This is a genomic window from Micromonospora sp. DT62, from assembly GCF_049847285.1.
Taxonomy (GTDB): Bacteria; Actinomycetota; Actinomycetes; order Mycobacteriales; family Micromonosporaceae; genus Micromonospora; species Micromonospora reichwaldensis.
In genome coordinates, this window is record NZ_JBNCOB010000001.1 from 176,060 (window position 1) to 200,413 (window position 24,354).

At 73.7% G+C, this 24,354-nt stretch carries 15 protein-coding genes; 3 read left to right on the forward strand and 12 right to left on the reverse strand.

All coding sequences use genetic code 11. The features are described from left to right. The first annotated feature begins 21 nt into the window (after nucleotides 1-21). Complete coding sequence (locus tag ACPXCB_RS00780; protein WP_425871230.1) at nucleotides 22-732, forward strand: 2-phosphosulfolactate phosphatase; 711 nt, start codon at nucleotides 22-24, stop codon at nucleotides 730-732. On the opposite strand, the gene ACPXCB_RS00785 is transcribed toward ACPXCB_RS00780, so the two are convergent. The 10 genes from ACPXCB_RS00785 to ACPXCB_RS00830 all read right to left on the reverse strand — a co-directional run bounded on the left by ACPXCB_RS00785 (nucleotide 698) and on the right by ACPXCB_RS00830 (nucleotide 8,864). Next, on the reverse strand, nucleotides 698-1,417 hold the full coding sequence (locus tag ACPXCB_RS00785) for a class I SAM-dependent methyltransferase (protein ID WP_425871232.1): 720 nt from the start codon (nucleotides 1,415-1,417) through the stop codon (nucleotides 698-700). The genes ACPXCB_RS00780 and ACPXCB_RS00785 overlap by 35 nt on opposite strands. An 11-nt stretch (nucleotides 1,418-1,428) precedes the next feature. Then, nucleotides 1,429-2,151, reverse strand: a complete 723-nt coding sequence (locus ACPXCB_RS00790; RefSeq protein ID WP_425871233.1) for an alpha/beta hydrolase — start codon at nucleotides 2,149-2,151, stop codon at nucleotides 1,429-1,431. Beyond that, entirely contained in the window at nucleotides 2,151-2,552 is a 402-nt protein-coding gene (locus tag ACPXCB_RS00795) for a hypothetical protein (protein ID WP_425871235.1), read from the reverse strand. The genes ACPXCB_RS00790 and ACPXCB_RS00795 overlap by 1 nt, the downstream gene beginning before the upstream one ends. Nucleotides 2,553-2,591: 39 nt before the next feature. Continuing rightward, nucleotides 2,592-3,341 (reverse strand): 2OG-Fe(II) oxygenase, encoded by a 750-nt coding sequence (locus tag ACPXCB_RS00800; protein WP_425871237.1) that lies wholly within the window; start codon nucleotides 3,339-3,341, stop codon nucleotides 2,592-2,594. Nucleotides 3,342-3,363: 22 nt separating this feature from the next. Continuing rightward, nucleotides 3,364-4,023 (reverse strand): hypothetical protein, encoded by a 660-nt coding sequence (locus ACPXCB_RS00805; protein ID WP_425871239.1) that lies wholly within the window; start codon nucleotides 4,021-4,023, stop codon nucleotides 3,364-3,366. Next, on the reverse strand, nucleotides 4,020-4,640 hold the full coding sequence (locus tag ACPXCB_RS00810; protein WP_425871241.1) for a dTMP kinase: 621 nt from the start codon (nucleotides 4,638-4,640) through the stop codon (nucleotides 4,020-4,022). Before ACPXCB_RS00810 ends, ACPXCB_RS00805 begins: the two co-directional genes overlap by 4 nt. A gap of 110 nt (nucleotides 4,641-4,750) precedes the next feature. Beyond that, nucleotides 4,751-5,911: a hypothetical protein gene (locus tag ACPXCB_RS00815; RefSeq protein WP_425871243.1), complete on the reverse strand. Its 1,161-nt coding sequence runs from the start codon at nucleotides 5,909-5,911 to the stop codon at nucleotides 4,751-4,753. 34 nt (nucleotides 5,912-5,945) lie between these two features. After that, a complete protein-coding gene (locus ACPXCB_RS00820; protein ID WP_425871245.1) occupies nucleotides 5,946-6,632 on the reverse strand; it encodes a hypothetical protein in 687 nt (228 codons plus the stop codon). Then, nucleotides 6,619-7,806: a glycosyltransferase gene (locus tag ACPXCB_RS00825; RefSeq protein WP_425871247.1), complete on the reverse strand. Its 1,188-nt coding sequence runs from the start codon at nucleotides 7,804-7,806 to the stop codon at nucleotides 6,619-6,621. The genes ACPXCB_RS00820 and ACPXCB_RS00825 overlap by 14 nt, the downstream gene beginning before the upstream one ends. Beyond that, complete coding sequence (locus ACPXCB_RS00830; protein WP_425871249.1) at nucleotides 7,803-8,864, reverse strand: glycosyltransferase family 2 protein; 1,062 nt, start codon at nucleotides 8,862-8,864, stop codon at nucleotides 7,803-7,805. The genes ACPXCB_RS00825 and ACPXCB_RS00830 overlap by 4 nt, the downstream gene beginning before the upstream one ends. A gap of 570 nt (nucleotides 8,865-9,434) precedes the next feature. Between ACPXCB_RS00830 and ACPXCB_RS00835 the strand changes: the two genes are divergently transcribed. Then, entirely contained in the window at nucleotides 9,435-10,724 is a 1,290-nt protein-coding gene (locus ACPXCB_RS00835; protein WP_425871250.1) for an MFS transporter, read from the forward strand. Between the two features lie 75 nt (nucleotides 10,725-10,799). On the opposite strand, the gene ACPXCB_RS00840 is transcribed toward ACPXCB_RS00835, so the two are convergent. Together ACPXCB_RS00840 and ACPXCB_RS00845 are read right to left on the reverse strand one after the other, a co-directional pair. Next, nucleotides 10,800-21,965 carry a MupA/Atu3671 family FMN-dependent luciferase-like monooxygenase gene (locus ACPXCB_RS00840; protein WP_425871252.1) on the reverse strand — a complete coding sequence of 3,722 codons (11,166 nt, stop codon included), beginning with the start codon at nucleotides 21,963-21,965 and terminating at the stop codon, nucleotides 10,800-10,802. Then, nucleotides 21,962-23,212, reverse strand: a complete 1,251-nt coding sequence (locus ACPXCB_RS00845; protein ID WP_425871254.1) for an MFS transporter — start codon at nucleotides 23,210-23,212, stop codon at nucleotides 21,962-21,964. Before ACPXCB_RS00845 ends, ACPXCB_RS00840 begins: the two co-directional genes overlap by 4 nt. A gap of 221 nt (nucleotides 23,213-23,433) precedes the next feature. On the opposite strand from ACPXCB_RS00845, the gene ACPXCB_RS00850 reads away from it, so the two are divergent. Continuing rightward, entirely contained in the window at nucleotides 23,434-24,234 is an 801-nt protein-coding gene (locus ACPXCB_RS00850) for a crotonase/enoyl-CoA hydratase family protein (protein ID WP_425871256.1), read from the forward strand. Nucleotides 24,235-24,354 lie beyond the last annotated feature (120 nt).

Here is a 24,354-nt window from a genome sequence, read left to right on the forward strand (position 1 = left end):
ACCGACGGGAGGAGACGGTACGTGAGTCCGCCGGGCACGTCGCGTCTCGTCGGCGTCCAGGAGTTGGCCGACACCCTGGACACCGTGGTCGTCGTCGATGTCATCCGGGCGTTCACCGTGGCGGCGTGGGCGTTCGCGCGAGGCGCCGAGCGGATCGTGCTGGCGGCGGACGCCGACCGGGCCCTGGCCCTCAAGGAGCGCTACCCCGGTGCCCTCGCGGTGAAGGACGGTCCTCCGGCCCCCGGGTTCGGGACGGTCAACTCGCCGGGTCTCGTGTCGAGGCTCGACCTCGCCGGGCGGACCGTCATCCAGACGACGACCTCCGGCACGGTGGGTGCCCTCGCCGCCAGGCACGCCGCACGGGTGATCTGCGCCAGCTTCGTCGTGGCCGGGGCGACGGCCCGTGAGCTGCGCCGTCACCGACCCGCCGACGTCACGTACCTCGTCACCGGCGACGGCGGGCACGCCGACGAGGACCGTGCCTGTGCCGAGTACATCGCCGCGCTGGTGGAGGACCCGACGGTGGACGCCGCCCCGTTCGTCCACCGGGCCGCGCGCTCCGTGGCAGCGGCCGACCTGGTGGAGGGCGTCCGACGGGGTTACCCGGGCACCCACGCCGACGACCTTCCGCTGTGCCTGCAGCATGACCGGTTCCCGTTCGCGATGCTCGTCGACGACCGGGACGGCGACGCCGTCGTCAGGCCGGTGCCTCCGGGTGGATCAGGCGGATGAGGCGGTGGCCCGCCACCTGCTGGATGTCCGCGGTGATGGTCGGGTGCGAGGAGACGAACTCCAGGAGCGACTCCTGGAGCGGCTCGTTGGGCCACCAGGTCCCGTAGAACTTGCGTTCGGTGACCATGAGCGGGTGCAGGCCGTGCAGCAGGACGGCCTCCCACACCGCGGCGCCGACCCCGGGGGAATGCCGGGCGCGATAGTCGTCGACGACGACGACGCCGGCTGCGGTGAGCATCTGCCGCGCGGACGCGATGTCCTGGCGGACGTGGACGTAGAGGTGCGAGGCGTCCACGTGGACGAATCTGAAGGCGGCGGCCTCCACCGCGTCGCAGATCCGGGCCGAATCGTCCTTGATCACGACCGGCGGCTTCGCGTGGAACGCGCCGTAGTTGGCCAGGAACGCCGCCACCGACACCGTGTCGCCGTAGTGACCGTAGTCGTCGATCTCCCGCTGGTTCTCCTCGTCGGGAGCCGGTGACTCGAACAGGTCGCACACGGTGAGGGTCTCGTCCTGCCGCAGGTGGCGCCCCAGGTGGATCGCGGTGCGGCCGAGGTACACCCCGATCTCGGCGAGATGCCCGCGCACGCCGTGACGGAGTTGGTGCTCCAGCAGCCAGTCGAACAGGATCTGGTCGGTCTCCGGAAACCAGCCGCGGATGGAGTCGAGGCGCATGTCCAACATCGATCTGATCCTTAGTCTCGGGCGGCGAACTGTCTGACACGGGCGGACACGCTGCGGAACAGCCGGGCCCGCGCCGCGGCGTCCCGGAACAGGTGGTCGGCACCGGGCACGAGGTCCACCTCGACGCCCTCGGCGCGCAGCTCCGGGACGGTCTCGGCGCCCCGGTCCTGCCCGCCCACGACGACGGCGACCGGCACCCGCCGGGCGAGCAGCGCGCCCCGGGGCCGAAACCCGGCGAGGTCGGCCATGAAGGCGCCCGGCAGGGCGTGCTCGGCCGCCCGCGACCAGTTCACCGGCCACGGCCGCCGGTCGCCGTCGGCCAGGTCGCTGGAGATGCTGACGACGCCCCGGGCGGATTCGAGGCCGCGGGCGGCCTCCGCGACGGCCAGCGCCCCCAGGCTCATGCCGCACAGGACCAGGGGTAACCGCCGCAGGTGCCGCAGCGGTGCCGCGTCCAGGACGGCCCCGATGTCCTCGACCATGCTGGACATGACCGGATGGTCCGCGGACCGGGAGGCGTCACCGGCTCCCCGGGTCTCCAACCGCACCACCGCCGCTCCGTCGGCGACGAGCGTGGCGGCCAGGTCCCGCTGGATACCGCCGGGACCGAACATGTCGCCGGTGAGCCCGTGGCAGATCAGCACGAGGCACCAGGGTTCCGCCGGTTCTTCGAGTGCGCACACCACCCACTCGTCCGCGCCCATGGCGACGGTGAAGTCGGTACGGGTCGACATCACGGCTCCCGGGGACCGGACGCGCCCTCGTCGCCGCGCCGGACGACGAGGACCGCCTGCGGCTGGGGGGCGTAGAACGCCTCGATCACGTCGATCTCCGATCCGACGCAGTCCCAGGCGACCTTCAGCTCCGAGTTCCGCTTCACGGCGTCGTACGTGCAGATCAGCGCGGTGGCGCGGAGACCGGGGGACCGCCCCACCCACACGTCGATCCCCGAGCCGTCCCCGCCGTCGGTGCCGTCCACGTACCCGTAGTCCATCGGGTAGACGTACTCGGGGACCTTCGGGTGCGGGGTGCCTCGCGGCCGGTCGATCGTGATCGTCCCAGCGGTGATCAGCTCGTCGAGCTGCTCCCAGATGGACATGCCCGCCAGCCGGGCGACCTCGGCGTCCTCCAGCATCCCTGTTCCTCTCGTCGCTGCTCGGCCGTCACGCGCGTCTCAAGCGTCCTTCCGGTTCCCCGTCTTCGGGCCGACGAGCGAGTGGTCGTAGACCCTGCTGCGCGGCAGGCGACCGCCCTCGACGTAGTAGCGGCAGGTCGCCGTGGCCCGGGGGGAAGGCACGTCGTCGCGCAGGGGCGTCGTCCAGTGCACCAGGTCGGCGTGGCGCATGACGAGCAGGTCACCCCGCTGGAGCGTCGCCTCGGTGCCGTTCTCGAACACCAGGGCGCCACCGTACTCGCCGGGCGGGGCGGTGGTGCAGATCATCACCTGGAAGTCGCCGGTGGTGTCGTCGTGCGGGGTTATCGAGTCACCGGCGCCGTACCTGTTGACCCACCTGCGCGTGGTCACGACGGTCTCCCCGAACCCGGACATCTCGGCGATGGCGGCGATGAAGCCGGGAGACAGGCAGAGCACCGAGAACGGGTCCCCCGCCTTGGTCTCGGCGATCGGGATGTACTCGTTGTCGATGAGGTCGATCTGCCAGCGGCCCTGCTCGGCGTGGACCTTCTCGATCACGATCGGGGTCTGCTCGCGCAGGTGGCGGTCGAGGTCCTCGCACACCTGGTCGCCCAGGAATCCGCGCAGGCACGCGATCGACGTCTCGGCGATCGAACGCCGCAGCTCGTCCTGGGCGTCCCGGAGCGACGCCGCCGCGCTCAGCAGCTCCTCCCTCGCCCGTGCCTGCGCCACCTCGTCGTCCGGATAGAGCTGGCTGGCGAAGGAGTCCAGGTCGTCTTGTCGCCACATCGGCGGCCTCCAGGTCAGGTGATCAGTCAACGATGGACAGGACACGTGCGATCAGCTGCCGCCGCTGCTCCGTCGTCAGGTGGGTGGGCGCGTCGGCGAACCAGGTCTCGTCCGGTGCCCGCGCCTCCCGCCCCACGTCGTACAGTTCCGCGAGCTCGCTGCCGGTCAGCTGCCCGGCGGGCGGGCAGCGGGACTCGTACCCGAGGTCCTCGAGGTCCTCGTCCCGCGGCCCGGCGGCGTCCGCGGCTGCCGGCACCGGGCCGGCCGAAGGGCGCTCCCGCAGCCGGGACAGCGTGGCCATCGGTGTGGGTCGGACGGCCAGGAGGTGGTCCGGGCCGGTGCCGACGACCAGCGTGCCGGCACCCCGCGCGACGACGACGACCCGGTCGGTGCGCTCACGCAGGAAGCCGACGGCCGAGCCGACCTGCCGGACCCAACGGGCCGGTGAGCGGACACCGGCAACCTCGCCGCAGCCGTCGAGCTCCATGCGCACGGACCCGACCCCGACGGCGTGCAGGGCGGCGGCCAGTTCCGCCCACAGGTAGTTGATGCCGGCACGCGGCTCACCGATGCCAGGGACGATCAGCACCCCGGCCACCGAGGATCCCGGGATCCACAACCGCGGCTGGTCGCAGTCGGGCAGCGCGACGAAGACCGGCACCGGCGCGGTGGAGACCGTCATGCTCCCCCGTCCAGGATCGCGACCACCGTACGGAGGATCGCGTCGGGATCCGCCGAGGCGTCGATGCGGTGGGCCTTGCCGTCCGCCGCCGCGTCGAACGCCTCGGCGGCCCGGGCCAGGAGATCGCCGCCGTCGAACACACCCGCCGCGCCGGCCCGCAGGGCGATCCGTCTCTTCGCGTCCTCGGGGGCCAGCCGGAGGTGGAACTCGTGGTCGGGGGCCGGCAGGGACCGCAGCAGGGGCTCGACGCTGGACAGGTCGACACCGAACACCGCCTGGTTCGCCCGGTGCGAGGTGACGTACCGGTCGCAGATCACCGTCGTTCCGGCCGCGAGGGCGGGTACGACCTCGTCGACCGCGTACGCCACGAACGCGTAGGTGAGGTGCAGGGCGTAGATGTCGAGTCCGGCGGCGACCCCCGCGTCCCGGGTCCCGGCGAACGAGGCGACGCGCCGCAGCGCGGGCAGCCCGTCCTGTCCGGCGTTCACCGGGCGGTGCACGACGGCCGGTCGTCCCGCCGCGCTCAGGTGCGCGGCCAGCGCGGATGCCAGGGTCGACTTTCCCGAACCGTCGATCCCGTCGATGGTGATGAGCATGCCGCTCCGATCAGGGTTCATTGCGCTTCCACCGTCCGTCAGAGCACCGTCGCCGCGGAGCCGGCGCCGGCGCGCGTCCACGTCGCCGGCGCGGCCCGGCACCGGCGACGGGACGCCGTCGCTGTCTCCGCTCAGCCTGCCGCCGGCAGTGCCTCGCGGCTTGCGGACCTCTCCCGCTGCGCGTCGTACCGGTGGGTGAAGCACGGCTTCGCGACCCGGACGTTCTCGTAGAGATGGCGCGCGTCGGCGGGCTGGGAGGCCTTGAGCTTCGTCTTGCGGAAGCTGGTCAGGTCGATCCGGCGACCGGCGCGCTCCACGATCTGCGTCAGTCGCGTGGGGTGGACGCCGATCTGCACCTTCATCTTCTTGAGGTACTCGATCTGCTTGATGATGCAGTAGTTGCAGTCGAGGCAGACGTCGATGTTCTCCGACCAGGCGAACCACGAGGACGTGGCCTCGAGCTTGCGCTCGCCGGTGGGGATCGTCAGCAGGTTGTAGTTGCTCTTCAGGTCCTCGACGTAGATCTCCGCGCGGGTCAGCATCCGGAGGAAGTTGATGTCGCCGGTCGTGCCCTCGGCGAGGACGATCCGGTCGCCGTCGATCGCGAACTCGTAGCCGAGTTCGGCGACCACCTCCAGGTGCTGCGGGGCGCCGAGGTCGTGGACCCAGCAGGAGGTGTCGTGCAGGTGGGCCGCGGCGCAACTGGTCTTGTGGAAACACCGGACGTCCGCCTCGTCGCAGTACCCGACCAGGCGGTCCTCGACCGGCATCTCGATCCGCTTCTTCTTGTACGGGTCGTGCAGCCCGCCGAGCACGAGCAGCCCGGTGTGCTCCGCGGCGACCTCCACGAAGCGGCGCAGCGTCGCCGGATCGTCGTTCTGCCCCCGGATGATCGGCCGGGTGAACACCAGGGTGTTGGGGAAGATCCCCTTCAACTCCTTGATCATCCGTACCCGGTCCGGGAAGGAGATGCCACCCTCGTCGAGCGCGGTCAGCGAGTAGTAGACGACCACCTGGTCGAGGTCGGAGACGGTTTCGAGCTTGCGCAGGACGTCCTCGTCCGGGCCGGCCTTGGTGAAGATGGCCAACGGCGCCCGGTGGGACCGCAACTCGTGCAGCTTCGCGACCGTGTTGTCGATCTGCTCGGGGATGAACGGGTCGCCGTAGGTGTCGTTGATCGACGTGGGGATCTCGTTCGCCCACGCCGGCGCGCCCGGCTCGTAGGTCATGACCGGGTCGGTCAGGAACTGCGGCGCGTTGAGGATCGGGAGGGAGTGCTTGGGAGTGGACATGGTTTCCTCCTGGGTGAGGCTCGCTGACGGGTGGTCAGCCCTGCCGAGCCGGTCGGATGCCGTCGAGCACCTTCCGCGCCGCGTCGGCCAGGTCGCCGTCGTTGGCGACGACGAGGTCGTGCGGTGTGTCGTCGTCGAGAGCGGTCTCGGTCGGGTGACCGTCGACCGCCCGGCTCGACGCGCCGTCACGGGCGATCAGGCGTGCGAGCCGGAGCTGTTCGGCGCACGTGACGCGTACCGTCACGAACCCCGCGTCGCGCATGTGCGCCAGTTCCTGGGGGAACCGGCAGTCCGTGATGTACATGTGGGTCGCGTCGGGCATGGCGGCGATCCGGCGGACCACCTGCCGCACCCAGTGCAGGGGGTCCCGCACCCGCCGCACGTCGGCTCCCCACCACTGCAGGAGCGGGCGGACAGCGGCCCGCTCGGAGACGCCGGCCGCCACGGCGCGGTGGTAGGCCGCGACCCGGGCCACCGCCGCCTCGGCGGTGCCCCGGTCGACGTCGAGCGCCTGCGCGACGGCCGTCGCCGCGAGCGCCGGATCCGTCGGGTGCGCCGCCACGGCCCCGGTCAGCACGGCCGCCTCGTCCTTGACGTGGTCGCCGAAGGCCAGCCGCACCACGTCGACCTCGGCCAGGGCGAAGACCTGTTCCGCCACGCTGTCCTTGCCGCTCCCGCTCCGGCCGGAGAAGGCCAGGCGGATCGGCTCAGTCCTCGGCACGGGCGCTGACCCGGATCGGGGAGAGCCAGCCCTCGCGACAGCCACGGACGTACGCGAGGTGGTGGGCCAGCCCCGCGTACCCGGTCATGGTCTCGAAGTAGAGGGTGTGCAGGGGGTCGGTCTCCATCCGGCCGACCGGGTCCTCCGTCAGCAGCGGGGGGAACAGTCCGGCCGCCTCCAGCAGCCGGGCCTCCGCAGTCGGGAAGTCGCCCCGGGCCTGCGCCACCAGCCCACGGTTGAGCACCGTGTGCACCAGCCGTGGATCCGTCCGGAAAGCGGCGGCGAACAACTCGTCGGCCTCGTCGAGGCGCCCTGCGGAGGCCTCGCAGCAGCCGATCATGTTCTGCATCCCGCCGTCCGACGGTCGCAGTTCCAGGGCGCGGGCGTACGCCTGCCGGGCCTCGGACGTCTCGCCGGTGGACCGCAGGACGTGTCCCCGGAACGCCCACACGGTGGCGTTGCCGTCGTCGATGGCCAGCGCCTGCGCGCTCAGGTCGAGCGCCTCGGAGAACCGCCCGAGGATCCGCAGGTTCAGACCGATGTAGCCGGTGAGGATGGCGTCGTCGGGCGCGGCGGCGAGCTGCTCCCGCATGAGCCGCATGTACAGCTCGGCCTTGCGGTCGCGCTCCACCCGGGACCGCATGTGGCCGATGTGCGTCAGCAGGGCGGGGCTGTCCGCTACCTTGTATCCGGCCCGGGCGAGCGAGCCCTTCACCGACTCGTTGACGCGGCGCTCGTACCGGATCCGCGGGTCGGCCCGGAAGAGCTTGAGCACGTTGCCGCTGTAGAAGCCGCCGGAGGGGAAGAAGTTGTAGCGCAGCATGCTGATCCCGCCCACACCGGCGTCGGCCGCGCCCAGCGTCGACCGCAGCGCCTCGGCCTGTCGGGGGTGGATGCGCTCGTCGGCGTCCAGGAACAGCACCCAGTCGGCGCCGTCGACCAGGTCCAGGGCGTGGTTGCGGGCGTCGGAGAAGTTCCCCGAGAAGGGGTACGACGAGACCCGGTCCGCGTGCGCCCGGGCGATGTCCGGCGTCCTGTCACGCGATCCGGTGTCGACGACGACGATCTCGTCGCAGAACTGGCGCATGGACGTCAGGCAGTCCGCCAGGAAGCGCTGCTCGTCCTTGACGATCACACAGCCGACGATCTTCGGGTCGATCGGGGAACCGTTCATCTGGACCGAAACTCCTCCGTGATCACTTTCCGGCAGCCGGCGAGCGCGACGGGCGCCACCTGGTCCCACGCCTCCTCCGGGTACAGCGCGATCCGTGCCGACTGCGGGACGGTCGCGCAGGCGGCGGCCAGCCGGCTCGACGGCTGCTGCGCGACGAGGAAGACCGTGCTGTCCTCGTCGGTGCGCGCCACCCTGTCCAGGAGGACCGGCAGCGGGGCGTCCGCCCGCACACGCAGCACCAGGGCGTCGGTGGCCGACGGCGGTGGACCCGCGAACGACTGGAAGGTGTCGAGGAAGTCGGCCCTGACCGCCGGGTCGAACATGCGGCTCATCGCGGTGTACCGGCCCGCCGCCGGGTGCCGTTGCACCATCCTCGACAGGTTCGTGCGCCACCCCGCGAACCGCTCGGCGGTCATCTCCCGGTCGTGGTACTGGTGATCACTGTCGACCCCGAGCGCGAAGGCCCACCGCGCACCGGCGGCGGCGAGCCGCAACCCCAGCTCGAGGTCCTCCAGGCCCCACTGCCGGAAGTCGGGGTCGAACACGCCTCCCGGCGGGGGCAGCGCCGCACGGTCCAGGAGCGCCCGCGGCGCGGAGAGCACGCACGAGAACGCCAGGGCCCACGGCTGCGGGTGCCGCGCGAGATTGTAGGAGTACAGGTCCGCCAGGAGCTGACGGCTGTCGCGCCGGGGGGACGCGTCGGGACGGTCCGGGGGCGGCTGCTGCCGGCGCAGGCCCAGCACCACCAGGTCGCTGGCGTACGCGTGCGCCCTCGCCACCTCTTCGGCGAAGCGCTCGGGCACGACGATGTCCGCGTCCAGGAAGACCACGTGGTCGCCGCGTGCCCGGTCGAGGCCCGCGTTGCGCGCCGCCGCCGGCCCCAGGCTCTCCGGCATCCGGACCACCTCCGCGCCGTGCGCCGCGGCGACGGAGGCCGACTCGTCCGTCGAGCCGTCGTCGACGACGATGAGCTGGCAGTCCCCCCGGGTGCGCCACGGAGCGAGTGTCGCGGGCAACATGTGCGCGCGGTCGAGCGCCGGTATCACCACCGAAATCATGTGTCCCCCCGTTTCGGCATGCAGATCGGAGCTGGGAAGGCCCTCGCCTCTACCGCCCCGCGGCGCCCCCGGCACCACATGCGACCGCACGGAACGGGCTGAGTGCCCACTTAGGCGGACAGCAGGACGGATCGGTCTTCCAGCGTTCCCTGTCTAGCGGTTGACCTCCCGTTTCAACCCTCGACGGACCACGAGGGCAGTCCCTTGTCGACCGTCTCTTGTGACCGCCAACACAGTGACGGAAGGCTATGATCTTCATCTGATCGTGGCAAGCGGGCTGTTAGTTTCACCACAAACGATCGTTCAGATGCCTGGTCGCTCCGGCTGGCTGGCACACTTCGGCCCGCTTGTCCACGCCGGACGACCGGGCGCGGCCGCGACGGGAGAGGCCGGCGTCGATGGGTGCCGGTAGCGTCAGGGCGTGCCGGGGCGCCCCGAACGGGCCGGCCGGCGCCACGGACAGCATGGCGGGAGCTGCCCGGCCCCGGGGAAAGGGCACCCCCCGGCGGGCCCCGGGCACCCGTCGCCTTCGACGCCGGGTGTCCGCCAACGATCATCTGTGGAGAAACCATGGTGGCTGCATCGCCGCAACGGCGGACGACAGACTCCCCCGCCGACGGCCGCAGGGCGTTCTGGCACTACTGGGCGGCGAGCGCGACCAGTGAGGTGGGATCCGGGATCAGCGCCGTCGCGCTGCCGTTGCTGGCGATCAGCGCCCTGCACGCCTCCAACTTCGAGGTCGGCCTGCTGACCGCGGCGAACTACGCGGCGATCATCCTGGTCGGGCTGCCGGCCGGCGTCATCGTGCAGCGTCTCGATCTGCGCCGGGTCCAGATCACGACGGATCTGGCGAGGGCGCTGGCCCTGGTCACGATCCCGGTCGCCGTGTGGTTCGACGCGCTCACGCTGACCCACCTGCTGTCGGTGGCGTTCGTGATCGGCCTGGCCACCAACTTCTTCGTGGTGGCGAACTCCACCTTCCTGCCCGAGGTCGTGCCCAGGGAGGAACTGACCCGCCGCAACGGTCTGATCTCCGGGACGTCGGCCGCCTCGCAGCTGGGCGGCCCGGCACTCGGCGGCGTGCTCGTGCAGACCGTCGGCGCCGCCTACGCCATCGTGATCGACGCCGTGAGCTACCTCGCCTCGGCCGTCCTGCTCGGCCGGATCCCCGTCCGGCCCAGGACGGTCGAGCCCAGCTCCGGGCAGCAGAGCTTCGGCGGACAGATCAAGGCGGGCCTGGCGTTCGTCTGGCGGCACCCGGTGATGCGTCCCTCGTTGCTGGGTGCCACGGCGGCGAACTTCGCCAACGGCGCCCTGCTGGCCGTGACCCCGATCTTCCTCATCCACACGCTGGATCTTCCCGCCGGCGCCGTCGGCGTCGTCCTCGCGGCGGACGGCGTGGGCGCCCTGCTCGCCGCGGCGTACGTCGCCCGGCTCGTCGACCGGCTGGGTGACGCCCGCACGCTTCTGATCGCGCCGACGGTGGGGGCCGTGCTGGCCCTGGCAATGCTGATCTCCGACGACGAGAAGTGGGGCGTCGTGCCGTTCGTCGTCGGGATGCTCGGCCTCGCCGCCGGCGTGACGATGCTGAGCGTCGTGACCAGGACGCACCGGCAGATGTTCTCGCCGCGCCACCTGTTGTCGCGGGTGATGGCGTCGGTCCGCTTCATCTCCTGGGGGGCGATCCCGATCGGCGCCCTCGTCGCGGGTGCCGTGTCGGAGCTGTGGAGCCCACGCGCCGGCCTGGTCGTGGTGTGCGTGGCCGCCGCCGGGATGCCGCTCGCCGTCTGGGCCAGCCGCATCCGCACCCTGACCACCCTGGAGGAGGGCGAGCCGGGCCCCCGGGACCCGGCGGAATGAGCTCCGCCGTTCTGCCGCCCCACCGTCGCAGCGGGGCGGCAGAACGACGAGAACGGCGGAGGTGACCGCTATCGATCAGCGCCCCGCAGGCCCCGGCCCCTCGTCGGCGGCCGCGACGAGGATGGCGACGAAGCGGTCGCACCAGGCCGCCACCGTCGCCCGGTCGAACAGGTCCGTGGAGTACTCCACGACGCCCCGCAGGCCGCCCCCGTGCGGGGTGACTACCGTGGCGTAGTCACGGCGGGCGCAGCCGAGCCCCTGGTCGGTGGCGTGCGCCACGAGCCCCGGCAGCCGCACCTCCGGCATCCCAGGGTTCCAGCCGAACAGCGTCGTGGCGACCGGTGGCGGCATGCCGACCCGCCAGTGCGGGTCGAGGGCCGCGTACACCTCGGCCAGGGGCGCCGGCTGGTGCCGGATCGCGTCGAGGAACACCTGGTCGGTGCCGGCCGCCAGCTCCGCGAAGGACGCCGCGCCCGCCAGCGGGGGCCGCATCAGCAGCGGGCTGGTGAACAGCCCCACGACCGACTCGTCCTCGCGGTGGTAGCGGTGGACGTACGGGCAGGCGAGGACCACGTCACGCGCGCCGGTGAGTTCGCGCACGAGCAGCGCGTACCCGCTGGCCAGGACCGGGAACAGGGTCGTGCCGCAGCGCTCGGCAAGGCCGGTCAGGCGGTCGGTCAGCTCGGCCGGGACGTCGAAGGCGAACTCGCTGCCCCGGCCGGACAGCCGCGCCGGCCGTGGGCGGTCGGCCGGGAACGACACCGCGCGGGGCACTCCGGCGAGCTGGTCCCGCCAGTACCGCAGGACGTCCGGCGCGACGGCGGTCGCCCGTTGCCGTCGCGCGTGGTCGACGTAGCGCGCCGTCGGCGCGGCGGGGGCCGTACCCTGCCCGATCTCTGCGGCGTAGCCCCTCCCCATCTCGTCGAGCAGTTGGAGCATCGACCAGCCGTCACCGCACAGATGGTGCACGACCAGCATCAGCACCCACGCGTCGTCGCCCAGCCGCGCCAACCGGGCCCGCAGCCATGGTCCCGTGTCCTCCGGGAAGGGTTCGCGGCCGGTCCGCACGCACCACTGCTCGACCTCGTCGGCGGCGAGGTCGCGCACCGGCAGGGTCCCCGGCCGGGCCGGGAGCACCTCCTGGACCAGCTCACCGGCACGTTCCACCAGGCGGGTGCGCAGCGCCTCGTGCCGGGCGACCAGGCCGTCGACCGCCCGTTGCAGGGCCGGCACGTCGAGCCGACCGGCGAGGGTCACCCGTACCGCCATGTGCACGGCCGGCGGGTCGGGGGCCTGCCGCTGGCGGTGCCACATCAGTTCCTGCGGGTGGGTCGCCGGCGCCCGGTCCACGACCTCGGAGCCAACCTCCGCGGTCGTCAGGTCCCGCGCCATCGCCCGGATGCCCGGGCTGCGCAGCACCCGGTGCGTGCCGACCTTCAGGTCCAGCAGGTCCGTCAGCCGGTTCGCCAACCGTACGGCCGCCAGGGAGTGACCGCCCGCGGCGAAGAAGGGGACGTCCACCGGCAGCCGGGCCACCCCGAGCTCGGCGCACCAGGCGTCGTGGACGAGCTGCTCCATGGCGGTGCGGGGCCGGTCGGCGGCGCCGGCCACGGCGGGTGCCGGCAGCCGCGACCGGTCCACCTTGCCGTTGTCCGTGGTGGGCAGGGCGTCCAGCAGCACCCAGGCCCGCGGCACGAGGTGTGCGGGCAGGCGCTCGGCCAGCACGGCGGCGAGTCGCTCCGCGCGGGTCGCGGCCGGTTCCCCGTCGTCGTCCCCCACGACGTACGCGGCGAGGTACGGCTCGTCGCCCCGGTCCTGCCGCGCGATGACGGTGGCCTGGCGCACCCCCGGCAGCACAGCCAGCTCCGCAGCGGCCTCGCCGGGCTCCGTCCGCTGTCCGGCGATCTTGACCTGGTCGTCCACCCTGCCGACGAACTCGAGGGTCCCGTCGCCCCGTTCCCGGACCAGGTCCCTGGTCCGGTAGACCCGTGCCCCGGGCAGGCCAGGATCGGGCAGGAAGGCGGCGGCGGTCGCCGCGGGTCGGTCGAGGTAGCCCCGGGCCACGCCGGTTCCGCCGACGTGCAGCTCCCCCACCGCCCCCCGTGGCACCGGCACACCGCGCTCGTCCAGCAGGTACAGCCGATGGTTGTCGACCGGGGTGCCGATGTCGACCGGCCCCGGGACGTCCGCCCGCACCGGACCCGCCGTGGCGACGATGCTGCACTCGGTCGGACCGTAGGCGTTGATCACCTCGGCCGGGAAGCCGGCGGGCGGTCGGCGCCGGAGCTGGCTGCCGCCCACGACGAGCGTCCGCGGGGCGTGCGCGGGCAGCGGAAGGGCGAAGACCAGCTCGGCGAGCGGCGCCGGCAGGAAGGCCACCGTGACGCCGCCGCGGGACCACTCCTCGACGAGGGCCGCGGGGTCGGAGCGTGCCTCCTCCGGTACGAGATGCACGGTGGCGCCGGCGGCGAGCGCCGGATGGATCTCGGCGAGGTTCGCGTCGAAGCCGAGCCCGAGCCCGTGGGCGACGGTGTCGGCTCCGGTGAGGGTGAGGGCCCGCACGTGCCAGTCGATGGTGTCCACGGCGGCCCGGTGCGGCACCAGGACGCCCTTCGGCCGGCCGGTCGAGCCGGACGTGTGGACGCACCAGGCCACCTGTTCCGCCGTCGGCACCCGGCTCGGAGCCGGCAGGTCCGGGTCACCGGGATCCTCGACCCGCAGGCAGACCGCGTCCGTCGGCGCGTCCACGTCCCTCGTGGTGACCAGCAGCCGGGCGCCACTGTCGGCGAACAGGGTGGCCACCCGGGCGGCGGGCAGCCCTGGATCGAGGGGGAGGAAGCCCGCGCCGGCGATCAGCACGGCGAGCTGGGCGGCGATCAGCTCCGGTCGGCGCGGCAGGAGCACCGCGACGAGGTCGTCGGGCCCGACGCCGGCGGCGGCGATCCGGCGGGCGAGCAGGTCGGCCCGCTCGCGCAGTTCGCGGTACGTCCACCGGGTCGTCCCGCACACGACCGCCACGGCGTGCGGGGTGCGGGCCGCCTGCCGCAGGAACAACTCGTGCAGCCGGGCGTCGCCGACGGGTGTCCGCGGCCCGTGCAGGCGGTCGGCGGAGTCGTCCAGGTACGCCGCCAGGCCCGACAGCGGCTCGTCGGGCTCCCGGGTCGCCCGGTCGAGCAGCCGCTCGACGTAGTCCAGTAGGCGACGCACCGTCGCCCGGTCGAGCACGTCGGTCCGGTACTCGACGTGGCAGCGCACGGTGTCGCCGTGTGACAGGTAGACGACCAGGTCGACCGGGGCCTTGTCCAGGCCCACCGGGATCGGCTCGGCGGTGACTCCCGGCAGGTCGAACAGGAACGCCGGGGCGCCGCGCTCGTACTCCACGACCACGTCGAAGAGCGGGTGTCGGCCGGCCTCCCGGGCCGGGGCGAGCGCGCTGACGAGGTCGTCGAAGGGCACACCCGCGTGTTCGTACCCGTCCGCCGAGCGGTACTGGACCCGGGCGAGCAACTCCCGGAAGGTGGGGTCACCGGCGAGGTCCAGCCGCAGCGGCATCGTGTCGACGAAGAACCCGATCAGGTCCTCGGAATCCTCGTCGCGGCCGCTCATGCCGGTGCCGATCACCAGGTCCGGTTGGCCGCTGAAGCGGAACAGCGCCACCCCGATCGCGCTGAGCAGCGTGGTGAACGGGGTGACCCGCTCGACACGGCTGAGCTGCCGGACCCGTTCGGTCAGCTCCACCGGGATCTCCGCGAGGAGACTCTCACCGGCGGCCGAGACGGTGGCCGGTCGCTGCCGGTCCGAGGGCAGCACGAGGGTGGGTGGCAGCGGATCGAGCAGGTCGAGCCAGTACGCCAGGCTCTTGTCCACGCCGTCCCGGGCCGACCGGGCACGCGCCCGGGCCAACTCCGGGTAGGTGACCGGCAGCGGGGGCAGCACGGCCGTCGTACCGGTCGACCGGGCCCGGTAGCACGCACCGACCTCGCGGGTCAGGACCGCGTACGAGCCGCCGTCGGTGGCCAGGTGGTGGAACGACATCACCAGCACGTGGTGTGTCGGGGAGAAGCGCAGCAGCTCGAACGCGAAGACCGGCCCCTCGACGAGGTCGAACACCCGCGCGCTCTCCCGGGCCATCGCCGCCCGCACCACGGCGTCCTCGTCGGCACCGGAATGCTCCCGCACCGGGAGGTCGACCGTCGCCGTCGGCCGGACCACCTGACAGGGTTGCCCGTCGACCTCGCGGTAGGTCGTCCGCAGTGGCGCGTGCCGGTCCACGACGTCCTGCAACGCCCCGCGCAGCGCCCCCGTGTCGAGCGCGCCGCACAGCCGCACGGCCGCGCCCTCCGTGTAGGCCGGGGTGCCCGGGTACGCCTGCTCGACCAGCCACAGCCGCCGCTGGCCGGGCGTCAACGGCGCGATCTCGACGGTCGGTGGCGCGGCGATCCCGACGGCCTCCGGCGCCGCCGTCCCGACGACCACCGCGGCCGGTGCCGCAGCCGGGGCCGCAGCCGGGGCCGGGGCCGGGGCCGGGGCCGGGGCCGCGGCCGGTGCCGGGGCCGGCGCCGCAGCCGGGGCCGGGGCCGAGGCCGGAGCCGCAGCCGGGGCCGGTCGACGGGGCGTGGCCCGCCGCAGCGCGTCGATGGCCGGCAGGCCGTCCCGCACGGCCCCCGCCGGCAGGCCGAAGTCGACGAAGCAGGCGATCTCGTCGGCGCCGGCGTCGAGGACCGCGTCGAGCACCGGCCGGCAACTCTCCGGCGAGCCGATCAGGGCTCGCTGCTCGCAGTACCGCTGGTAGGCACGGGACAACACGAACCGGACGTCGTCGTCGGGGGTGTCGGCGAGGTCGACGTTCATGCCCAGGCTGTTGACCACCTGGCCGAGCAGGCTGAACGAGGAGCGCAGGTAGGCACAGAACGGCTCGAACGCCATGGCCCGCGCCTGCTCGGCGTCGTCGCCGAGGAAGGTGTGCAGCAGCACCACCACCCGCCCCGCAGCGGGATCGAGACCGTGTTCGGCCCGGGTACGCCGGTACAGCGCGACGTTCTCGGCCAGCCGCCCGACGTCCTGGGTCATCAGGTTGGTGACCACGCCGAGGCCGCGGCGGGCCGCCTCCCGGTAGCTGTCCGGGTTGCCGACGATCGCCGTGAAGGTCGGCGGTTCCGCCTGCACCGGGCGGGGGAACAGGCGGATGTCGACGTCTTCCCCGCTGCCCGACCGCGCGGTGATCGCCTCACCCCGCCAGAGCCGCCGTACGGTGTCGAGATTGTCGTACATCACCTGCTTGTGGTGACGGTAGTTGTCCGGGTAGAAGACGAAGTCGTTGGCGTGCCATCCGGGCGCGCACCCCAACCCGACCCGCCCCCCGGACAGGTTGTCCACCATGGACCATTCCTCGGCGACCCGGACGGGATGGTGCAGGGGCAGCACCACCGAGCCGGCGTTGAGGCGCAGCCGGCGGGTCCGGGTCGCGAGGGCCGCGGCGAGCACCGACGGGTTGGGAAAGAGCCCGCCGAAGGAGTGGAAGTGCCGTTCGGGCAACCACACCGCGTGGAAGTCGTGGGTGTCGGCGAACTCGGCGGCCTCGATGATGGTTCCGTAGGCGTCGTCCCGGGCCGAGTCGGGGTAGTCGCCGAAGAAGTACAGGCTGAAGTCGACGGTGTCCGGCGTGCCGGCGACCGACGCGGCCGGCGCCGGCTCGGGGGCGACGGCCGCGCCGCCGCTGGTGCTGGCGTTGGCGCCGGTGGCGGTGGCGCCGTTGGTGCCGGTGCCGGTGGCGGCGCCGAGAAGAGCGAGCTGGTCGCGCATCAGGTCCAGCTGGCGGTGCACGATCGTGACGAGGTCGGCCGGTACGTCCCGGGGGGCGTCGCCCTGGTGGGTCGGTGCCGCCGAAGCGACGGGCACGGGCACCGGCCCGGCGGGAACCGGCGCAGCAGGCGCGGGACCCGGTGTGACAGACACGGAAGCCGGCCCGGCGGCAACCAGCGTTACAGGTGCGGGAACCGGCGCGACAGGCACGGGAACCGACGCGGCGGGCACGGAACCCGAAACGGCGGGCACGGGAACCGGCGCGGCAGGGACGGAGGGCGACGCGGTCGTCGGGCCGGCCGTCGGGGCCGCCGGAGGGAGCACGCCGGCCGAGGCGCCGCGCGTCACCGCCTCGGCGAGCCGGCGGGGGGTGTCCACGGCGGCGAACAGGTCCCGGACGGGAACCCGCACCCCGAACGCGTGGTCGATCTCCCGGGACATGGTGATCAGGAGCAGCGAGTCGGCACCGAGGTCGAGGAAGGTCTCGTCCGGGTCGACCTCTCCCACGTTTAGTCCGAGCCGCTCGGCCGTCAGGGCCCGGATGCGCGCGAGCACGTGCTCGGCCCCGACGTCGTGCCCGGCCGACGGCCGGGGCGGCCCCGGCTCGGCGCTCGCCGACGACCCGGCCGCGCCGCTCGCGGCGGACCCACCGGCCACGACCCGCACGTCAGGCGCGGCAGAGGTGCCGGTCGCGACCTGCACGTCGGTCGCGGCAGAAGTGTCGGCCGCCTCGGGAGCGGAGACCCAGAATCGCCGGCGCTGGAACGGATAGGCCGGCAGTGGCACCGCCCGGCCACCGCAGTCGGCGGTGAGCGCGGCCCAGTCGACCGGGAACCCCGCCACGTGCAACTCCGCGACGGCCCGCCACAGCCCGTCGACCGGTGGGGTGCCACGACGTTGCGACGGCACCCACCGCAGGTCGGATCCCGTGCCGCGGGCGATGCCGGTCAGCGCCCCGTCCGCGCCCGCTTCGACGACCGATCGCACGCCCTGCTCGGCGAGGGTGGCCACGGCGGCGCTCCAGGCGACCGGCTCGCGCGCCTGCCGGCACAGGTGGTCGGCGTCCGGCAGCCAGCCGGGCGGGCGTACCCGGCCGTCCCGGCTGCTGATCAGGGGCAGGCGGGTCGGTGCGAGCTCCACCTCCCCGATCATCTGGCGGAGCCGGTCGAGGACCGCGTCCACGCCGGTCGAGTGGAACGCCCGGTCGACCGGGAGCGGGCGGGTCGGCACGCCGCGCCGTTCGGCTTCCCGGACGACCGCCGCCAGGGCCTCGGGGGAACCCGCGAGCACGTGGTGCTCCGCGCCGTTGCGGGCGGCGATCTCCGCCGTCGACCCACGCAGCAGCTCATCGACCGTCGCTTGGTCGGCCAGCACCGCGCACATCGCGCCGGGTGGCAGCGCGTCGCGCATCAGGACGCCCCGGTGCGCGGCCAGCCCGACCGCGTCGCGCAGGGACAGCGCACCGGCCACGACCAGTGCGGCGTACTCGCCCACGCTGTGCCCGAGGACGACGTCCGGCGTGAGCCCCCACGACCGCCACAGCTCGGCGAACGCCACCGCGGTGACCACCAGCGCCGGCTGCGCCACGTCCGTCGGGCGACCCGTTCCGACGGGGTGTTCCCGCAGCCGGGCGACGAGGTCGCCACCGGTCGCCCGGCGGTACGCGTCGGCCCCCTCGGCCAACACGTCCCGCGCGACCGGGAACCGCTCGGCGAGATCGAGGACGACGCAGCGACGGTCGCCCTGCCCGGGAAAGGCCAGCGCGACCGGAGTGACGCTCTCCGGCTCCGCCCGGCCGGTCAGCACGTCGCCCGCCACGCCCGCCTCGACGTACCGGTCGAGGCCGTCGGCCAGCTCGGCGGCCGAGGTGCCGAGCGCGACCAGCCGGTGCCGGAGGTGGCGTCTGCGCCGCCCGGCGCTGGTGACCACGTCGGCCAACGCCAGGCCGGGGTCCTCGCGGAGCAGGTCGCGGTGGCGGGCGGCCAGCTCCACCAGCGCCGACGGGTCGGCCGCCGACAGGGGCAGCAGTCCCGGCGCGGGGTGGGCCGGCGGCTCGTCCGGCCGACGTCGGTCCACCTGGGGCGGCTCCTCGACGATCACGTGGGCGTTGGTGCCGCCCACCCCCAACGCGCTGACGGCCGCCCGGCGCGGCCGCAGGTCCGCCGGCCACCGCGTGCCACGGGTGGTCACCGTGAAGGGGCCGGCGGCGAGGTCGATCGCCGGATTCGGCTTACGGAAGTTGATCTGTGGGGCGACCCGGCCGGAACGCACGGTCAGGATCGTCTTGATCAGTCCGGCCATGCCCGCGCAACTGTCCAGGTGACCGATGTTCGCCTTGACCGAGCCGAGGAACGGTCGACCGCCGGCGTACACCTCGGCGAGGGCGTGGTGCTCCACCGGGTCGCCCAGGGCCGTGCCCGTACCGTGTGCCTCGACGTACCCGATCGACTCCGCCGGGACCCGCGCGGCGGCCAGCGCCCGCCGGGCGACGTCGACCTGCCCGGCCACCCCGGGCGCCGTGAAGCCCACCTTGCCGGCGCCGTCGTTGTTCACGGCCGAGCCGATGATCACGGCGTGCACGCGGTCGCCGTCGGCCAGGGCCCGGTCGAGCGGCTTCAGCACCACGGCGGCGACGCCGTTGCCGCCGACCGTTCCGTCCGCGTCGGCGTCGAAGGGTCGGCACCGACCGCTCGCCGACAGGATCGATCCCGGGGTGTGCCGGTAGCCCGTCACCTGCGGCACGTGGACGGCCACGGCGCCCGCGACCGCCTGGTCCACCTCGCCGTCGAGCAGTGCCCGCACCGCCAGGTGCACCGCCACGAGCGAGGTCGAGCAGGCGTTCTGCACGTTGATGGCCGGCCCCGTCAGCCCCAGCCGGTACGCCACCCGGGTGGCCAGGAAGTCCGGCTGGTTGCCGAGGGCGACGCCGATCGAGTCGGCCGGATCGGCGGAGACCGTCCGGTGGCCGAGCTGGCGGAGGTAGGTGTGGTGCGGATAGAGGTTCATTCCGCTGCCGGCGTAGAGGCCGGTCCGCAGTCCCCGCGCGTCGCCCGGGTGCCCGGCGTCCTCCAACGCGTGGTGACAGGTCTCCAGGAACAGCCGGTGTTGCGGGTCGAGCAGCTCCGCCTCCCGGGCGCTGATCGAGAAGAAGCCCGCGTCGAAGCCGGCGATGTCGTCGTCGAGGACCCCGCTGGCCGCCACGAAGTCGGGGGCGTCGACGGTGTCGCGTGGGATTCCCGCCGCGACGAGTTCGTCCGGTGTGAAGGCACGCACGCTCTCCACCCCGGCGTTCAGGTTCGCCCAGTACTCGTCGACCGTGCGCGCTCCGGGGAAGCGGACCGCCATGCCGATCACCGCGATCCGCCGGTCCCGTACCGGCCTGCCGACGGGCTCCGCCGTGGGCGTGACCGCCGGGGCGGCGAGGTGCGCGCTGAGCGCGTCGACCGTCGGGTGGGCGAAGAGCACCGGCTGCGGGACCGGGCGCTCCAGTGCCCGCTCCAGGCGGGCCCGGAGGCGGACGATCTCGACCGAGCCGATGCCGAGCTCGTAGAACGGACGCGCCGGGTCGACCTGGCCACCCGTCAGGTCGCCGAGGATGCCGATCAGCAGGGCGCGCACCTCCGCCCGGCCCGGTCCGGCCGCGCGCGCCGCCGGGGCCCCGGTGGAGTCGGTGGTCGCCCGCCGCCCGTCGTGCGGCCGGCGCGGCGACCGGTCGGCCAGGCAGCGCCGGACCAGCTCCGCGCGCCGGATCTTCCCCCCAGTGGTACGCGGGAACTGCTCGGCGGGGAGCGACAGCACCCGCTCGGGTACGACCTGCCAGCGTCGGGCCACCGCCGCCCGCACCGCCTCGGCCACCCCCGTCGCGGGCACGTCGTCGTCGGGCACGTAGAAGATCACCAGCGACTCGGTGCCGGTGCGGGGCTCCGGTACGCCGACGGCGGCCACCAGGCCGCGCCGTACCCCGGCCACCTCCCCCGCCACCTGCTCGACCTCGTGGCAGGGCAGGTTGTGCCCGTTGAGGATGATCATGTCCTTCGCCCGGCCGGTGATGGTGATCCGCCCGTCCCGCATGAAGGCGAGGTCGCCGGTCTCCAGCCAGCCGTCGCCGTCGGGGAAGGCCAGGCGGGTCGCCTCCGGGTCGGCGAGGTACCCGGGCGTGACCCGCGCCGACGAGACCTGGAGCCGGCCGATGCGGCCCTCGGGAAGCACCGCGCCGGCGGCGTCGACGATCCGCAGGGTGGCACCCGGCGCGGGCGGCCCGACGGAGAGGAACTCGGTGACGTCGGCCGGGTCGTCGTCCTCGGCGTACTCCAGGTCGCCGCTCAGGCTCGCCGTACGGATCCGGAGGCGGGTGCCGGGCTCGGTGAAGGAGGCGAAGGTGATTCCGGTGCTGGTCTCCGACATGCCCCAGGCCGGCGTCATCGCCTCCGCCGGCACCCCGGTCGCGGCGACGAACGCCTCGAAGGTCTCCGGCAGGCACTGCTCCCCGCCGCTGACCATGCGGCGTACGCCGCCGAGGTCCCACGGTCGGCCGGGGGCCCGGGCGACCGCGTCGGCCACCAACCGCAGGCCGAAGTTCGGCGACCAGCTGTGCGTGACCCGGTGCCGCCGCATCAGCTCCAGCCACCGCAGCGGATCGTCGAGCACCCGTTCGGTGGCGACGTGGACGGACGTGGCGCCGAGGAAGACGCCGCCGAGGTGGTAGAGCAGCAGGCCGGCGACGTGGTCCAGGGGAAGCCAGTTGAGCAGGACGTCCCGCGGGCCGATGTCGAGCATCGTCCGGGCACCGACGGCATATTCCGAGAGCCCCCGGTGCGTCAACGGGATCACCTTCGGCCGGCCGGTGCTGCCCGAGGAGAGCTGCAGCAGCGCCACCGACCCGGGGTCGGTGTCCGCCGCCTCCGGATCCGCTCCGCAGGGGGCGGGACCGTCGGGAGCGGTCGTCGCGGTCAGCTCCGGCACCGCGACCACCCGGTCCCGCAGCGGCAGCCGGGCCAGCACGTCCAGGTCCTCCGGCCCGACCAGCACCACGGGCTCCCCCAGCACCCGCCAGGCGTGCACGAGGGCGGCGGCGGTGGGGTTGTCCGCGTCGTACCCGGTGGGCGCGCCGACGGTGAGCGGCACGATCCCGCCGAGGACGCAGCCGAAGAACGTCGGCCAGTACTGCTCACCCGAGGTGATGCGCAGGACGACGTGGGACCCCCGACCCAGGCCGTGGGCCCGCAGACCGGGCAGCGCCGCGCGCGCCCCGGCGAGCAGCCGCCGGTGGTCGAGGAACTCCTCGCGTCCGTCGGGACCCACGATCCGGATGCCCGCGTCCGGATGGTTCCGGGCCGCCCGCAGCAGCGCCTCGTCCAAGGTCCGGGGATGGTCGACGGGGCCGGGCAGGTCCCCGCCGTGGCTGACGGCGGCGGGCCGTTCGGCGGACGTCGACTTCACGGTGCTACCTCGACTTCTTGCGTTCGGTACGGACGGTGCGCCGGCGTACGGGCGTGGGAGATGAGGAAGGCACCGGCGGCGGCGAGGGCCAGGCCGTGCGCCAGCGCGACCACCGGCAGGGGCGTCAGGCGGTCGAGCGCGAAGGCGCTGACGATCATGCCGATGCCGAACCCCGCGTTCTGCGCCGTGCTGGCCAGGCCCATGAGTTGCGGCAGACGGGAGGGCTCGACGGTCTGCAACCGGGTGGTGTAGCTGATCTCGGCGTAGCCGTCCGCCATGCCGGCGGCCAGCGCCAGGACGGCCACCAGCCAGATCGGGGGCCCCGCGAAGGCGAGCACGAACAGCAGCGACATCGCGCACGTGGCGACGCCGAAGGCCCTCGGCGATCCCGGGCGGGAGGTGCCGGCGGCCCGCCGGGCGTACCACCGGCCGGCGACGAGACTGCCAACCGCCCAGGGCGTGGTGAACAGGGCGGCGAACGCGGCGGGGGCGTCGGGCCAGGCCAGGTTCGCGTACACCGGCAGGCCCACGTTGTGGGAGGCGGACCCGAACGCGTCGACGGACCGCACCGCGATCATGGCCAGGATCACGGGGGCAACCGAGGGCAGGAGGCGCCGGAGCCCCGCCCCGCGGCGGGAGCCCTTGGCGGGCGGCCCGGCGGGGCGGCCCACCACGCGCCAGGCGCGGACCGCGGAGAGCAGCAGTGCGGACAGCGCGAACGAGGTGGCGTCGAGCAGGAACGCGGCGTGGTAGCCGAACAGGGTCACGAGGATGCCCGCGCTGCCGAAGCCCAGCAGCATGGCCACCGAGCGGGCCGCCACCAGGTTCGCGTTGGCCCGGGCCAGGTCGTCCGGGCCGACCAGCGCGGGCAACCCGCTGCGCAGCGCGACCACCCACAGCGTCTGGCTCCCGCCGAGGAGCACGGCCAGCGCGTGCAGCATGGTCGGTTGCGCAGCGGACGGCATCGCGACCAGCAGCACCAGCGCGCCGGCCGACAGCAGGTCGCCGCCGATCATGAGCCTGGCCCGCGCGTACCGGCTGACCAGCGTGCCGGCGACCAGCCCCATCAGGACGCCGGCGCACAGGCGGACCGCCATGAAGATCCCGGTGGACACGGCGGAGCCCGTGATCTCCAGGGTGAACAGACCCAGCGCCACCATGTTCAGGAAGCTGCCGTACGTGGACACGGCGTGCGCGGCGATGACGAGACGAAGCGGGCGAGCGGAAGGTTCCTCCGTTGCTGGCACCTGTCGAGATCCGCCCCGCTCATGATCGTGTATGGAGCGAGGATCATGCCATTGCGGGTACGGGCATCTCAATACGTCGAAGGACCGGTGCCCGCATCGCCGACGGCGGCTGTCTGACCGCCGTGACGCAGAGCCGTTCGGGGCACCCCGCCTTGCCGGCCGGGCGGGCGTGTGGTTGGTTTCGGGGCAGACCAGATCAGCGGCACACCGAGGAGACACGCGTGGACGACCCGGTTCTCGTCGAGCGGGACGGTCCCGTGGAGACGTGGACGATCAACCTGCCGGAGGCCCGCAACCCCATCTCCGGCGACGACGTGATCGACGCGTTGGTCGCCCGGGTCGACGCGGTCAACGCCGACCGGGCGGTCCGGGCGGTCATCCTCACCGGCGCCGGCAGCGCCTTCTCCGCCGGCGGCAACGTCAAGGACATGGCGGACCGGGTCGGCCTCTTCGGCGGCGCCCCGCACGAGCTGCGCGACGGCTACCGCCGCGGCATCCAGCGGATCCCCCGGGCGATGTACGCGTGCGACGTGCCGCTGATCGCGGCGGTGAACGGAGCGGCGGTCGGCGCGGGCTGCGACCTGGCGCTCATGTGCGACCTGCGGATCGCCTCGGAGCGGGCGTTCTTCGCGGAGAGCTTCGTCAAGCTGGGCATCATCCCCGGCGACGGCGGCGCCTGGCTGCTGCCCCGGGCCGTGGGCGCCGCCCGGGCCGCCGAGATGACGCTGACCGGGGACCGGGTCGACGCCGCCACCGCCCTGGAGTGGGGGCTGGTCTCCCGGGTCGTGCCGCACGAGGAACTGCTCGCCGAGGCACGCCGGCTCGCCGACCGGGTGGCCGCGAACCCTCCGCACGCCGTACGGATGGCCAAGAAGCTGCTGCGCGAGGCCCAGCACCAGAGCCTCGACAGCGTGCTGGAGCTCTCCGCCGCGATGCAGGCGCTGGCGCACCAGACCCGGGACCACGACGAGGCGGTCCGGGCCTTCCTCGACCGGCGCGAACCGCACTTCACCGGGGAGTGAGCGGACCGGCGGCCGGCGTGCCGCCGCGGGTGCTGGCCGTCGGCCGGGCGCGTCGTGCGCGGCGGCCCGCCGCCGGGGCCGGGGAGCCGCGTCGCTCCCGGGCCGGTCGGCCGTCGGCGG

Excerpts from the sequence above, each read along its gene's own strand:
- ACPXCB_RS00785 (WP_425871232.1), bottom strand. The coding sequence starts at position 1,417 with ATGTTGGACATGCGCCTCGACTCCATCCGCGGCTGGTTTCCGGAGACC.
- ACPXCB_RS00790 (WP_425871233.1), bottom strand. The coding sequence starts at position 2,151 with ATGTCGACCCGTACCGACTTCACCGTCGCCATGGGCGCGGACGAGTGG.
- ACPXCB_RS00795 (WP_425871235.1), bottom strand. The coding sequence starts at position 2,552 with ATGCTGGAGGACGCCGAGGTCGCCCGGCTGGCGGGCATGTCCATCTGG.
- ACPXCB_RS00800 (WP_425871237.1), bottom strand. The coding sequence starts at position 3,341 with ATGTGGCGACAAGACGACCTGGACTCCTTCGCCAGCCAGCTCTATCCG.
- ACPXCB_RS00805 (WP_425871239.1), bottom strand. The coding sequence starts at position 4,023 with ATGACGGTCTCCACCGCGCCGGTGCCGGTCTTCGTCGCGCTGCCCGAC.
- ACPXCB_RS00810 (WP_425871241.1), bottom strand. The coding sequence starts at position 4,640 with ATGAACCCTGATCGGAGCGGCATGCTCATCACCATCGACGGGATCGAC.
- ACPXCB_RS00815 (WP_425871243.1), bottom strand. The coding sequence starts at position 5,911 with ATGTCCACTCCCAAGCACTCCCTCCCGATCCTCAACGCGCCGCAGTTC.
- ACPXCB_RS00825 (WP_425871247.1), bottom strand. The coding sequence starts at position 7,806 with ATGAACGGTTCCCCGATCGACCCGAAGATCGTCGGCTGTGTGATCGTC.
- ACPXCB_RS00830 (WP_425871249.1), bottom strand. The coding sequence starts at position 8,864 with ATGATTTCGGTGGTGATACCGGCGCTCGACCGCGCGCACATGTTGCCC.
- ACPXCB_RS00835 (WP_425871250.1), top strand. The coding sequence starts at position 9,435 with ATGGTGGCTGCATCGCCGCAACGGCGGACGACAGACTCCCCCGCCGAC.